This window comes from Caldococcus noboribetus (genome assembly GCF_055389385.1).
The window spans coordinates 264,138-276,831 of the sequence record NZ_AP042475.1 but is presented as its reverse complement, the minus strand read 5'-3'; the positions used below and the strand labels follow the sequence as shown (position 1 = coordinate 276,831).

Genomic DNA, 12,694 nt, shown 5'->3' with positions numbered 1-12,694 from the left:
TTTCCATTGTATACCACTGAAAGTAGTAACATGGCTGTTATATTTTTGTTTGTACGCTCTCAAAGAACTGCGGGAGCCTGACGCCCCTCTGCCCCCTGTACCTGCCGCTGTAGGGCCTCGTGGATGGGGTCTCCATCTTGACCAGGACCAGGTGGAGGAACCTGTCGCCCACGTAAAGCTTGACGGGGAACTCGCTCCCTATGACCTCGATGGTCAGCTGGCCCTCGAAGCCGGCGTCCACCACGGTGGACGGTATGTATATCCCAGTCCTTGCCCAGGTGCTCCTCAGGTTCACCAGGCCAGCAACGTAGGGCGGCAGCCTTATGTACTCCGCCGTGTGGAGCAGGTAGTGCCTGTGCGGGGCTATCACGAAGCTGCCCTCGCCGCCCGCGTCCCTGCAGTCGTAGAAGGCCGACGGGTCCCCGGGCGCCCTCGGGTCGAGCACGGCCTCAGTGCTCCTGAACTCGCAGTAGGTGCCCCCGAGCCTGAGGTCAAGGCCGTTCTCCCTTATGACCTCCTCGTCAAGCGGCTCGACGCTGAGCTCCCCGGCCCTTATGAGGGTCTCTATGTCCCTGTCGCTGAGTATCATAAGGCCTCTGTACCCGTTAGAAGTTTAGATTTGCAGGGTAGTTACATCTTTAGGGCCAATATTACCTTAACTTCCTTATATCTAAAGGGGGACAACATGCATGCTTAGGTATGTTAATTAAATGCAGGATCAAGTGGAAGAAGCTAGTATTTTAAGCTTTAAATCTTCGGATATCTGGACGACCCGGGAGCGCGGCTTAATGGACAGGGACGAAATACAGAATAGGAAAGTGCTGATAACCTATCCAACGCATCCAATGTTCCTGTGGGCCTACCTTGCAGTGGCCTTGATTTTAGCGATCCTCTTCTCAAGGTTTCCGCTCTATGTTGCAGAGGCCTCTTACAGCAGCGACTCATTAGAGCTGGCGTCAATAGCTATAGCACTTATAGTACTAAGCCCAATCCTGAGCTTCATAAACCTTGTAGTTAAGAAGCTTAACACAGGGGTCATTGCTAGTGAGGTAGAGCTTAGCTATGTCGAGTTTTTCGGAATACCAATACCAATACCAAGGCTTAGGATGCGCGAGGTGAAGACGCTTTTAGCTATGAATGTGGGCGGCGCGCTCGTGCCAATAACCACATCAGCCATATTCTCATACTTACTGATTAACTCCCCTTACAGGGGCATGTTTATGACTTCTGCAGCTGCGGATATAATAGTTGTCGCGCTGGTTACATACGCGCTTTCAAGGCCCATGCCGGGCGTAGGCATCGTGGTGCCAGCCTTTATCCCGCCCCTAATAGCTGCGTTCGTTGCCATAGCCACAAGCGGCTTTGGAGTCCCAGCAGCAGCCGCCGCCTACATAGGTGGCTCCCTGGGCAGCCTTCTTGGAGCCGATGTAATTAGGCTATCGCGGAGCTATAGGAATCTAACAGCCACAGTTCTAAGCATAGGTGGTGCTGGCGTGTTCGATGGCGTGTTCATGAGTGGCGTTCTTGCATTTCTCCTGGCCATCTAGAGGCTGATCGCCTGGGCACGGCCCTTCACTTCAAGGTCAACCGCGTATATGGACTTAGAGGGGCTGTACTCTATGACCTTGCGCGAGGAGGTCACTGCAAAATCTTTGCACGCCTTAGAGGCCTCCTCGGTTATTGTTCTGATGGCTAGGTCCTCGCTCTCCGCCAGATAATAAACGTGAAGCGTGGACCCGCTCGCTAGGGAGAGCTTACAGGCGGCATCTATAAACTTAGGTGAGGAGGTGGGGTTATTCATTATTATCCTATGAAAGCCTCCCCTAAGCAGTAGGGGCAATGTAATGGCGTCGGACCTTGTAACGGTCACATCGCCCCTAAGCAGCTTCCTATTAAGCCTAGCGTTAGCGCCTGCCAGGGCAGCCGCGTAAGGGTTAAGGTCGTTAGCTATTACGGAGACCTTCCTCCTGGAGGCTATTAACAGCGAGAAAGGCCCTACGCCGCAGAACATATCAAGTACCCTCTCGCCATCCTCTACCATTGATGATATTCTAAGCCTCTCCCCAGAAAGCCTGGGATTAAAGTATGTCCTGGCGACGTCAACGTAAAGCCTAAGGCCTGACTCCTTGGTTACGGTCATAGTGTTGCCGTCACCGTAGAGAAGCACAAGCTGGGGAAGCCTCAGCTCGCCAGTTGTCCCAAGTTTTAGGAACACGGAGGTCACTCTGGGGTACATCCTTGAGAGTGTCTCGGCGGCCTTTACGTAAGTTGGAATTCCAACAGTGGAATTGTAATTTAACAAGACGATACTGCCTATGATCAGGAAGCCAGACAGTCCTGGCACTTCGTCGGAGAGCTTGCCAGGCCTTCCCTTGCTGTTGAACAAGGCTTTGCATGGCCTAGCCCTTATACCTTCAGCTAAGAGCGCAGAGACGGCCTTCTCGACGTTGCTAACGGGTAACGCTATCTCGTCATTTTCAAGCCTTCTAGGCTTTAGGTCGTTTAGGAGCCCTGCTAGCCTAAGCACTTTTAGCGCCCTTTCAGTATCCATTGGCCTGACTGCAATGCAGTCGCAATATTCGCCGGCCAAGCTAGCAGCACCCAGGGAGGCCGAGGCTATAACCCGCCTTCTGTACTTCGGCGGCATTTGACTCAGCGGCTCCCAGGGCCTCCCGCGGCTCCTCACAGGCCCTGGCCTTGCTCCGCCGGGGACGGCCGTTTCACCGCATCCCCCGCGGTCCTCGACCGGTTAGCTGCAGGCCCGTCGCCGGGCCCACCTCGCGGAGTCATAGCCATGCCACGGGGGCCGTGTCGTCTCTGTGCCGTTGCCCAGGGGTCTGCCCTGGCCCCTTGCGGGGCCCGGCTGCCGCTGGGAGGGCGGTGTTTCCTCAGGCCCCTTCGGGCCCGTGGCCGCCAGCCTCGGCCTCCCAGAGTTTCATTAAATGTCGGGGACGCAAGTAATAAGGGTTGGCTGTAAATGAATACCTGAGGCAGTAAGTGAGGTGGCTTGGCTAAGGAGGAGGCTGTTGGGATAGTTGCTAGGCCGTCAAGCAGTATCGCTGAAGGTCTTGCCCTAAAGGTAGTAGAGACCCTTAGGCAGCTCGGAGTGGAGCCCCTCGTAGAGGCTGAGACCGCCGCAGCCTACAGCAACACCTTAGGCAAACTAGGGACCTTTAGCATAGAGCGCGACCCCCCTCATAAGGTAATAGTGATAGGCGGCGATGGAACTCTCCTTAGGGCGGCGATTAGATCTGGAAACAATGAAGTTATTTTCCTTGCCGTGCGTGCAGGCAAGCGTGGCTTTCTCTTAGACGTTGACGAATCTGTGCTGAGCGAGAGAATTAGGGATTTCATCAACGATAACTATGAGCTGGTGCTCCACCAGCGCATTAAGGCTTTTGTAAACGGTAATCCGCTTCCCTGCGTCGTAAATGATGTCGTCATATTTACTTCAGAGGGCTCCATGGTCAGGCTTGACGTCTATCATGATGAGGGAGAGCTTAGAGAAAGGGTTATGGGAGTTGACGGTGATGGACTCATAATATCCACTACAACGGGCTCCACGGCATACAGCCTTAACGCTGGGGGACCCATAGTAGACCCTCGGCTTGACGTAATCATAATAACGCCCCTTAACCCTGTACAGCTGTTCCTAAGGCCTGTGGTCATGTCTAGGAGCACCCGGCTCAGCATAACAATGAGAGATGACAGCGGGCCTGCTTACCTGGTTCTTGACGGCCAGATCAAAGTGAACCTAAGGCCGGGCGATAAGGTCAACATTTATCCCTGCGAGGTCCCTCTAAAGGTGGCCAGGTTTGAGTGGTGGTCAAACTACTACGAGAGGCTCTTCGCCCGCCTGCTCAGCTATTGGTAAGGGCGTCAGCGTAGCCGTGCTGGACACCGGTGCGCTGCTGGCCTCGGTCCAGCTCCATCTACCCTTGACATGTGTTACCACCGAGGAAGTCTATAGTGAGGTTAAAGACGAGGAGTCCAGGAAGGCCTTAGACCTCTCCACTGATACTGGGAAGCTCCTGGTAATTGCGCCCTCGGCAGAGTCAAGAAATAAGGCCATGGAGTACGCCAGGGAAGTTGGGGTGCTCGGAAAGCTGAGCGCCGCTGACCTGAGCGTGCTCTCCCTCGCCGTAGAACTGAGGGACTGTGGTAACAGGGTCTCCGTAGTGACTGACGATTATGCCCTTCAGCTAGCCTCCGTTCATGCAGGGCTCGACGTAGTGAGGGTAAGGTACAGGGGCATTAAGGAGCTCAGGAAGAATAGGGCTAACTTACGATAACTCCCCTCAGGTCAAAGTACGTGGCATCAGTAACCTTAACTTCCACGAAGTCGCCGTACCTTCTTGATGGGCTTGCCGGCACGGCCACAGGGAAGTAGTTGTCAAGCCTTACTGTGCTAAAGCCTTCCCTAAAGCTTCTTGAAGCCAGAAGCCCCCTGAAGTTGCTGCCCACGTAGCTTCTGTAGATCTCAATGCCTATCCTCTTAATGACCTCCTGTATCCTTAGGCTCCGCTCCTTCTTAATAGGCTCAGGCACCTGGGGCATGGAGGCGGAGGCTGTCCTGGGCCTTATGCTGTACTGAGCAAGGTAGACCCTCTCAAACCTGAGTTCCTCTACTAGCTTGACGCTGTTCACGAAGGCCTCCTCGTCCTCGCCCGGGTGGCCTACTATGATGTCTGTGGCGAAGAGTGACGAGGGGTACCTGGATTTAACCTTGCTGTGGAGCTCCTTGAACTCCGCCACGGTATACCTGCGGTTCATAATCTTAAGCACGCGGTCGTCGCCGCTCTGAACAGGTATATGGAAGAACTTGAAGACCCTTTCATCGCGGTAAACGTCTAGAAGGTCATCAATTATCTCCATAGCTTGGTTTGGCGTCATCATGCCGATCCTGAGCCTGTACTCCCCTGGCACGTTATCTAGTATGTCTGCTATGAGATCAGGAAGCCTTGGCTTACCGGGCAGGTCTAAGCCGTAGGCTGCCGCGTCCTGTCCGGTGAGCCTAATCTCCCTCGCCCCGCTCTGTACCAGCTCCCTGACAGTATTGACTATGGCTCTAGGAGGATATGACTTCAGGTACCTCCTGGCCAGCTTGGTCTCGCAGAAGCTGCAGTTCTCAAGGCAGCCCTCGGAGATCATTACCGTGGCTACGCTGTCCCTTATTGGAGGCCTCGGCAGGAGGCTCACATCCCTCTCGCCATCAAGTAGGTAAGTGGGCTTATCAGCGGTGACTACGTCCAGTATCCTAGTCACGTTCTGAGGCGACACTAGGCTCGCAAGGGGTACAGTCCTCAGGATCAGGGAAGGCCTGGCCTTGGAGAGACAGCCGCTCACAACGAGTTTCTTGCCCTGAAGCGACAGGCCGCTTAGCTCCTTAAGCCTCTTCGCTATCTTAGCTTCTGTGTCAAGCCTTACCGCGCAGGTGTTAACTATTATTACGTCTGCGTCCCTGGGGTCGTTGCACTCCTCGTACCCTGCACTTCTAAGGATGCTTCTCATTATCTCGCTGTCAAACTCTGACAGGGCACAGCCATAGGTCTCGAGGTAGTACTTGGTCGTGGGGTCCACCGAAGCCTTCAAAGTCGCCTGAACTTTTCTGCTTTAGTTATAACAGTTAGCGCTTTAGAAGGTCCTCAGCCCTAACTATTTCAAACGAGACCCTGCAGCTCTCTACTGCATCCTTGACGGCTTTCTCCCTATCGGTCAGCTTTGAATCCCCGCTCTTAAGCTCAATAAACCTAACATAGACACTCTTGCCATCCTCAAGGCCATCAAATACAACGAAGTCTACAGGGCTTCCGAGGAACCTCACGTCCTTTGGGTTAAACCTGAACCCAGGCAAGATAGGGGCCAGCTGCTCATATATCTTGCCTGCAGTGACGGCCGAACTCCTCCTGGCGGCGTCCTCTCGGGCCTTGTCTATTATACTTGTAGCCAGCTCTCGCGCCCTGGCTTCAACTAGCTTGTTCATGTCCCTCTCAACGACCTTCAAGGACCTCTTAGCCAGAGATAGTCTGACGGTCTGGACTATTATAATTATTAGCTCTGCCAACACGACTGAAGCTATGAGATAATACAGAATTTGCATCATCCCACCTTGCTCTAACTGCGGTCAGAGCGCTTACCGTTAAAAGAGCTGCTAGTCTAGAGACTAGGAGGCACAGTGCCAGACACGAAATACGTGTTCATAACAGGCGGCGTGATGTCAGGCATAGGCAAAGGTATCGTGTCAGCCTCCACGGGTCTTCTACTGAAGTCTCGCGGTTACAAGGTAGGTATAGTTAAGGTTGACCCTTACCTTAATGTGGACGCAGGGACTATGAATCCGTACGCTCATGGCGAGGTCTACGTCACTGAGGATGGTGGTGAGACCGACCTAGACCTAGGCCACTATGAGAGGTTCCTCGGAGAGAACCTAAGCAAGAAACACAACATAACTACGGGCCAGGTCTACTACAGCGTCATAATGAAGGAGAGGAGGGGCGAGTACTTAGGCAAGACTGTACAGATAATACCCCACATAACTGACGAGATAAAGCAGCGCATATCATCCGTTGCCCGCGAGACTGGGGTTGACGTTTTAGTTGTGGAGATAGGCGGCACCGTAGGCGACATAGAGGGGCTCCCGTTCCTAGAGGCGGCTAGGCAGATGTACGTTGAGCTGGGCTCAAGCAACGTGGCGTTCGTTCACGTTGCCTGGGCCCCAGTTCTGAGCACCACAGGGGAGCAGAAGACGAAGCCTGTGCAGCACAGCGTTTACGAGCTTCGTAGGATAGGGATTCAGCCTAACATAGTAGTGGTCAGGAGCCCAAGGCCCCTTGAGGCTGAGTCCCGTCAGAAGATAGCGCTTTTCGCTAACCTATCCCCTTCAGACGTGATAAGCGATCATGACGTGGACTATGTCTACGAGGTTCCGCTGCTGCTGGAGTCCCAGGGCTATGCAGCCAGACTACTGTCAAGGTTAGGCCTTCAGGACAGGGAGCCGGACCTTGAGGCCTGGAAGTCCTTTGTTGACAGGCTAAAGAGTATTGATAAGACTGCTAACATAGCCATGGTCGGCAAGTACACTAAGCTTAAGGATAGCTACCTCAGCATAGTCGAAGCCCTGAGGCATGCAGGGGTTGCAGTTGGTGTCAAGCCAAACCTTGTCTGGGTCGAGGCCACAGATGTTGAGGAGGGCAAAATAAAGGTTGAGGACGTGCTGTCAACCGTTGACGGCGCTGTGGTGTTGCCAGGGTTCGGAAAGCGCGGCGCAGAGGGCAAAATAAAGGCGATCAGGTACCTGAGGGAGAACAACATACCAACGCTGGGGATCTGCTTTGGGCTTCAGCTGTCAGTAGTGGAGTTCGCCCGTGACGTGGTAGGCCTTGAGAACGCGAATAGTACGGAGATAGACCCAGGCACTCCTTACCCTGTGGTTGACCTACTTCCATGGGAGCGTGACGTCAAGGAGCTTGGGGGCACCCTAAGACTTGGGGCCTCCCAGATAAACCTTGTCAAGGGCACCCAGCTCTACGAGCTGTATGGCAGGGATGTGATATACGAGAGACACAGGCACAGGTACGAGGTTAACCCCAAGTACGTTGACAAGCTAGTTGAGGCAGGCCTTATAATAAGCGCGTGGAGCCCTCAGGGCCTAGTCGAGGCAGCGGAGCTGCCGCGCAAGGAGCACAGGTTCTTCATAGGTACGCAGCCTCACCCAGAGTTCAAGAGCAGGCCCCTGTCTCCTAGCCCACCTTATGTGGGCCTACTTAGGGCCGCCCAGACAAGGTGACAGTGAACCATCGCCTAGATGGCGCTAGCCTTGGCTAAGCGGCTTATGCTATAGTGTTATTTTAAAAGTAAACGTTTAAGCTTTCCCGCTTACCTGTAGCTTTTGGTGCAGCTGAATATGCAGATACCACTAGACAAGATCTGTGTTAAGAGCGGGGTTCTCTGTGACAAGTGCAAAGCTAAGATAGACTCCGGGAAGTATCAGAGGTGGGAAGTCGACGTAATGAGGGTCCTTCTGAACCTAGAGTCAAGCTTTAGGGAATTGAAAAGCGCCTCCTACAGGAAGTCAGTTATAGTAGGGGACACGCTCTATATAGTGCTTGACAACGTTACTGCGGTTAGTAGGCAGTTAGCTAGGGCCTTGGAAAAGGAGCTTTCAAGCCTTAACATTAGAAGGATATTCGTTGTGCCAGGCTCCAATGATCCAAGGAAACTTATAGAGAGCCTGCTTCCGTCACAGGTGCTCTCTGTAAACACTTACTACGCGCCAGACGGCTCAACCTACTACATAGCTAAGCTGCCCTCAAGCGAGAGGTGGAAAGTATCAGAGATAGAGCAGAGCACTAAGGCGGTCTTCAAGTCGCTAAGCGGCAGCGACCTCTACATAGAGTATGAGAATGTGACTGTACCAGGCCGTCCTCGGGACATTGAAGAGAGCAAGATAGACAAGGCTAAGCTTTCAGAGGTCCTGCGTCACATAGGCAGCTGAACAACTGGTCACCCAAACCACATGTCAAGCCTGGACTGCTTACCCCTCAGGCTTTCCTTGAACGCCTTGGCAAGCCTTTCAGCGGCCTTGGTAACTCTGTCCTCGCTGAAGTCGTGTTCCTTAACCAGTAGCTCCTTGATCTTTTCGACGTCTGGCTCCTTAAACAATATACTGTAGTTAGAGTTCACAGGGGGCTTAACAAAGTAGTCAAATATCTTAAATGGATCTACGTCTCCGGGAAGCTGCGACTTTATGGACTCCAGGGCCTTAGTGACGTCTTTTACGCTCTTGACAAAGTTAAGGGCTGTCTTAGGCCCATAACCTTTGACCCCGTCTGGATCAAAGTCAGTCCCTACCAGTATGCCTAGAAGTATTAGCTGCTCTCTCGTTATGCCTAAAGTCTTAAGCATCACGTTAAGATCTATGATTTCGGGCTTAACTTCGACGTACTCATCTTTGTTGGGGAGCTTCCTTTTGCCAGTTATCGCTAGGTTTCTAACCAGCCTGGGGGCGCCGAAGAGCAGGCTATCATAGTCCTGGCTCCCTGCCGCCCACGCGTCCCCTTTCTGAGCCAAGTGAGCCGCTTGCGCCTCGCCGTCGGCTGGTGCCTGAACCCACGGTATGCCCATGTAGTCAAGCAGCCTCTTGGCCTCGCTTACCATGTCGCTGGAGAGCTCTGAGGTCGCTTGGGCGTACTTCCTGGCCTCCTCAATGGAGCCGGACTCCTTGGCTTTGGCGTACTTCTCGGCAGCTTCCCTCTTCCTCGCGATCCTCTCCTCTATTTCTTTCCTCTTCATCTCAGGCGGCTTGCCATCAAAGACATAGACGGGCTTTAGACCCTCCTCCACCAGGTTTATCGTCCTGTAAAAGAGCCCGCTTAGGTGGCTTGTTACCCTCCCCTGGGAGTCCTTGAGCGGGGTACCGTCGGGCTGCCTTATTGCGGAGAGGAACTGGTAAAGCATGTTGTAGCCGTCCAGGGCGATAACGTAGCCTTTGAGCGCCTTAAGGTCCACCTCGCGCCTGGCCTGGTCGGGTATTATGTCCCTAATGTTAACGCCCACGGGGCCCCCCTTGTATGTTAGGGGCCTGCAAAGCTATCTATGTTTGCTGTTCCTCTACGCCTTTGGCCTCCTCGGCGTTTTCACGCTGTACTATAAGCTCTATTTGCCTGTCCTCCTTCGTGCTAGAGCTTACCTTAATGAGACCCATAATTTCAAGTTTGAGGAGCACCTTTGTCAGGTCAGCCAAGGAAACGGAGTACCCACTCTTAATAAGGTAGGATAGCACCTCCTCGTCAGTCACCGGAACCTTGCCATCGTTCGTCATCTCCTTCAGAGTTTCATACACCACGTTTATCAGGGGTTGGTTATACCATACAGACAACGCCCTTCACCGTCTACTGGATAGCCTAATGCCGTCCAAACAGGTTAACTTGTCCAGGAGTAGTTTAAAATTTTGCTTTTTAATTATAGAGTGTTACAATGGAAGGCGCCCGTGAAGCCTTAGAGTTGGGCCTTAGGGGTTGCTCGCTAATATCATTAATCTTCTGCCGTCAAGCAAAAGGGGTTACACGGAGAGCGAGGGCTGTGAAGGCCTCTGTGACGATACGCTTATCTGCCTTGCGGTTTCGAGCCATCTGAGGTAGAAGTCTATCATATATTTAGTCACGCTGGGCCTGACCCTGTTAAGGGCCTGCTCGAAGTGCTTGAACTTAACTATCGGGGAGTTTATGTCCTCCCTCAGCGCAGTGAGGGCTGCCTCCCTCACAAGTGCGGCTAGATCTGCACCGGTGTAGCCGTTGGTCATTTTTGCCAGCTCGGCTAAGTCAACGTCCTCAGCTAAGGGCACGTTGCGAGTGTGTATCTTCAGGATCTCCAGTCTGCCCTTCTCGTCTGGTGGAGGCACGTATATGAGCTTCTCAAACCTGCCTGGTCTGAGCAGGGCTGGGTCAACGAGGTCGGGCCTGTTGGTGGCTGCTATTACTACCACGTTCTCAAGGTTAGTTATTCCGTCTATCTCTGTGAGCAGCTGGCTCACTATTCTCTCGCCGACGTTGCTGTCCTCCTCAGTCCCCCTAAGGCTTGCTATTGACTCTATCTCGTCAAAGAACACCACGGCCGGCGCGTACTGCCTGGCCTTCTTGAATATCTCCCTTATGGCCTTCTCGCTCTCGCCGACCCACTTGCTCAGGACCTCGGGGCCCCTTATGGCTATGAAGTTGGCCCCGCTCTCTGTGGCTACGGCCTTTGCAAGCATTGTCTTGCCGGTGCCGGGCGGGCCGAAGAGCAGCACGCCCTTGGGGGGCTCGATGCCAAGCCTGCTGAACGAGTTCGGGTACTTCAGCGGCCACTCAACTATCTCCCTCAGCTCCTGCTTAACGTCCTCGAGGCCGCCTATGTCGCTCCAGTGAACCTCGGGCACCTCGACTTCTATCTCCCTTAGGCCGCTGGGAGTTATCTCTTTGAACGCTGCAAGGAAGTCCTGCATTGTGACTACCATCCTCTCCAGCAGCTCCGTGGGTATCTTCTCCTGGTCTATGTCTATCTCGGGCAAGTACCTCCTTAGGGCGTGCATGGCGGCCTCCTTTGCCAGCGCCGCCAGGTCAGCGCCGGTGTATCCCTTGGTCATCTCGGCCAGCTTCTCAAGGTCTACGTCGTCTGCAAGCGGCATATGTCTGGTGTGTATCTGAAGTATCTCAAGCCTTCCCTGCTTGTCTGGCACTGGTACCTCTATCTCCCTGTCAAACCTCCCGGGTCTCCTGAGGGCCGGGTCTATTGCGTTAGGCCTATTGGTAGCCCCTATCACTATGACCTGTCCCCTCCCCTCAAGGCCGTCCATTAGGGCCAGGAGCTGCGCGACGACCCTTCTCTCAACTTCACCTATAACTTCATCCCTCTTGGGCGCTATGGCGTCGATCTCATCGATAAAGATGATGGCTGGCGCGTTCTTCTTGGCCTCCTCAAATATCTCCCTTAGCCTCTGCTCGCTCTCGCCATAGAACTTGCTCATGATCTCAGGTCCATTTATAGCGACAAAGTAGGCGTCACTCTCCGTGGCCACCGCCTTTGCCAGGAGGGTCTTTCCAGTGCCTGGAGGTCCATAGAGCAGCACGCCCTTGGGGGGCTCGATGCCAAGCCTGCTGAAGAGCTCTGGGTGCCTCAGCGGCAGCTCCACGAGCTCCCTAATTCTGGCTATGACTTCATGCAGGCCTCCTATATCCTCATAGGTGACCTTTGGGAACGAGGCGGATATGGGCTTCTCCAGTACATCAACCACAGTCTTCTCAGTCACCACAACGATGCCTCTTGGCTTTGTGTCTATCACCACTAGCTGCACGGCCTGCCCTATAACGGGTATCTGGACTATGTCGTTCTCAACCAGCGGAAGCCCTATGAGCTTTTTCTTTACGTACTTCTTGAAGCTGTCATCTATTGATATCGAGTGTATAGTAGGCGCCAGCTTAACCCTTACGGCCTGCTTAGGCTCGGCCCTCCTGACTATGACCTTATCACCAATGTTGACATCAGCGTTCCTCCTAAGGTTGCCGTCCATCCTTATTATGTCAAGTCCTGCGTCCTCGGGCAGCGCTGGCCACACTATGGCAGCTGTCTTCTTCTTGCCCTCTATCTCAACTACGTCACCAGCCTCCACGCCTAGCTCCTTCATTATATCGATGTCTATCCTTACCCTCTTCCTTCCAGAGTCCCTTGGCTTGGTCTCTGAAACCCTTAGGACTACTTCTTTAGATGGAGGCCTTTGCTGATTTTGGTTGCTGTTGTTTTCGGCCAACTAAGCGCACCTCCAATATTCTTCCTGTGTCGGGCCTAATAAAATGGAGCTCTTTACCCTAAAAATAAAAACAAAGACAAAAATAAATTAGATTAATACTAATATTAGAGGACCTTTTTATAGGAGCCTTTTAGTTATGAAAGGCGGAGATAGCATTTGCAGGTGCAACAGAAGAAGTTTACACTTGATATTGGCAGTTATTATATAATCAGGTGGGATCCAAAGGTCCAGGGAGAGGACGATCTCAGGAAGATGTTGGCTGAGAGCCTGAAGAAGGGGGCCAAGAGGGTGGCCATCATAGTCAAGTCGGACGACGTCGATTATATGATAAAGGCCAGGGAAGTCATAGCTGGCTTCATAGCTCAGACCATAGTTATATTTAGGGAGAGGGAGGTGAAGGCTGATTGACGT

The 12,694-nt window shown here is 53.2% G+C and carries 13 protein-coding genes and 1 other RNA gene; 6 read left to right on the top strand and 8 right to left on the bottom strand.

Annotated elements, in window-relative coordinates; translation table 11 throughout:
* Positions 1 to 37: 37 nt before the first annotated feature.
* Positions 38 to 589: a dCTP deaminase gene (gene dcd, locus ACZ5GQ_RS01470; protein WP_498856889.1), complete on the bottom strand. Its 552-nt coding sequence runs from the start codon at positions 587 to 589 to the stop codon at positions 38 to 40.
* A 199-nt stretch (positions 590 to 788) separates the two neighbouring features.
* Here dcd and ACZ5GQ_RS01465 point away from each other — a divergent pair, with 199 nt between their 5' ends.
* Positions 789 to 1,547 (top strand): DUF1614 domain-containing protein, encoded by a 759-nt coding sequence (locus ACZ5GQ_RS01465; RefSeq protein WP_498856888.1) that lies wholly within the window; start codon positions 789 to 791, stop codon positions 1,545 to 1,547.
* Here the strand turns inward: ACZ5GQ_RS01465 and ACZ5GQ_RS01460 are convergent.
* Positions 1,544 to 2,590 (bottom strand): class I SAM-dependent methyltransferase, encoded by a 1,047-nt coding sequence (locus tag ACZ5GQ_RS01460; RefSeq protein ID WP_498856887.1) that lies wholly within the window; start codon positions 2,588 to 2,590, stop codon positions 1,544 to 1,546. The two genes, ACZ5GQ_RS01465 and ACZ5GQ_RS01460, sit on opposite strands and share 4 nt — an antisense overlap.
* A gap of 17 nt (positions 2,591 to 2,607) precedes the next feature.
* Positions 2,608 to 2,926, bottom strand: an RNA gene (gene rnpB / locus ACZ5GQ_RS01455) — RNase P RNA component.
* An 81-nt stretch (positions 2,927 to 3,007) separates the two neighbouring features.
* Between rnpB and ACZ5GQ_RS01450 the strand changes: the two genes are divergently transcribed.
* Positions 3,008 to 3,874: an NAD(+)/NADH kinase gene (locus tag ACZ5GQ_RS01450; protein ID WP_498856886.1), complete on the top strand. Its 867-nt coding sequence runs from the start codon at positions 3,008 to 3,010 to the stop codon at positions 3,872 to 3,874.
* Positions 3,816 to 4,292 carry a hypothetical protein gene (locus tag ACZ5GQ_RS01445; protein ID WP_498856885.1) on the top strand — a complete coding sequence of 159 codons (477 nt, stop codon included), beginning with the start codon at positions 3,816 to 3,818 and terminating at the stop codon, positions 4,290 to 4,292. The genes ACZ5GQ_RS01450 and ACZ5GQ_RS01445 overlap by 59 nt, the downstream gene beginning before the upstream one ends.
* On the opposite strand, the gene ACZ5GQ_RS01440 is transcribed toward ACZ5GQ_RS01445, so the two are convergent.
* Positions 4,279 to 5,592 carry a MiaB/RimO family radical SAM methylthiotransferase gene (locus ACZ5GQ_RS01440; RefSeq protein WP_498856884.1) on the bottom strand — a complete coding sequence of 438 codons (1,314 nt, stop codon included), beginning with the start codon at positions 5,590 to 5,592 and terminating at the stop codon, positions 4,279 to 4,281. The two genes, ACZ5GQ_RS01445 and ACZ5GQ_RS01440, sit on opposite strands and share 14 nt — an antisense overlap.
* Before the next feature lie 34 nt (positions 5,593 to 5,626).
* Complete coding sequence (locus ACZ5GQ_RS01435) at positions 5,627 to 6,103, bottom strand: Holliday junction resolvase-like protein (protein WP_498856883.1); 477 nt, start codon at positions 6,101 to 6,103, stop codon at positions 5,627 to 5,629.
* A gap of 72 nt (positions 6,104 to 6,175) precedes the next feature.
* Between ACZ5GQ_RS01435 and pyrG the strand changes: the two genes are divergently transcribed.
* Both pyrG and ACZ5GQ_RS01425 read left to right on the top strand, forming a co-directional pair.
* Entirely contained in the window at positions 6,176 to 7,786 is a 1,611-nt protein-coding gene (gene pyrG / locus ACZ5GQ_RS01430) for a CTP synthase (RefSeq protein ID WP_498856882.1), read from the top strand.
* Between the two features lie 102 nt (positions 7,787 to 7,888).
* A complete protein-coding gene (locus ACZ5GQ_RS01425; RefSeq protein WP_498856881.1) occupies positions 7,889 to 8,494 on the top strand; it encodes a hypothetical protein in 606 nt (201 codons plus the stop codon).
* An 8-nt stretch (positions 8,495 to 8,502) separates the two neighbouring features.
* On the opposite strand, the gene fen is transcribed toward ACZ5GQ_RS01425, so the two are convergent.
* The 3 genes from fen to ACZ5GQ_RS01410 all read right to left on the bottom strand — a co-directional run bounded on the left by fen (position 8,503) and on the right by ACZ5GQ_RS01410 (position 12,283).
* Complete coding sequence (fen, locus tag ACZ5GQ_RS01420) at positions 8,503 to 9,555, bottom strand: flap endonuclease-1 (RefSeq protein WP_498856880.1); 1,053 nt, start codon at positions 9,553 to 9,555, stop codon at positions 8,503 to 8,505.
* A 37-nt stretch (positions 9,556 to 9,592) separates the two neighbouring features.
* Positions 9,593 to 9,877 carry a hypothetical protein gene (locus ACZ5GQ_RS01415; RefSeq protein ID WP_498856879.1) on the bottom strand — a complete coding sequence of 95 codons (285 nt, stop codon included), beginning with the start codon at positions 9,875 to 9,877 and terminating at the stop codon, positions 9,593 to 9,595.
* A 183-nt stretch (positions 9,878 to 10,060) separates the two neighbouring features.
* Positions 10,061 to 12,283: a CDC48 family AAA ATPase gene (locus ACZ5GQ_RS01410; protein ID WP_498856878.1), complete on the bottom strand. Its 2,223-nt coding sequence runs from the start codon at positions 12,281 to 12,283 to the stop codon at positions 10,061 to 10,063.
* A 156-nt stretch (positions 12,284 to 12,439) separates the two neighbouring features.
* Here ACZ5GQ_RS01410 and ACZ5GQ_RS01405 point away from each other — a divergent pair, with 156 nt between their 5' ends.
* Entirely contained in the window at positions 12,440 to 12,691 is a 252-nt protein-coding gene (locus ACZ5GQ_RS01405) for a hypothetical protein (protein WP_498856877.1), read from the top strand.
* The last annotated feature ends 3 nt before the right edge of the window (positions 12,692 to 12,694 follow it).

What these genes read in the sequence shown, in the direction of transcription:
- dcd (WP_498856889.1), bottom strand. Translation starts at nt 589, where the DNA reads ATGATACTCAGCGACAGGGACATAGAGACCCTCATAAGGGCCGGGGAG.
- ACZ5GQ_RS01465 (WP_498856888.1), top strand. Translation starts at nt 789, where the DNA reads ATGGACAGGGACGAAATACAGAATAGGAAAGTGCTGATAACCTATCCA.
- ACZ5GQ_RS01435 (WP_498856883.1), bottom strand. Translation starts at nt 6,103, where the DNA reads ATGATGCAAATTCTGTATTATCTCATAGCTTCAGTCGTGTTGGCAGAG.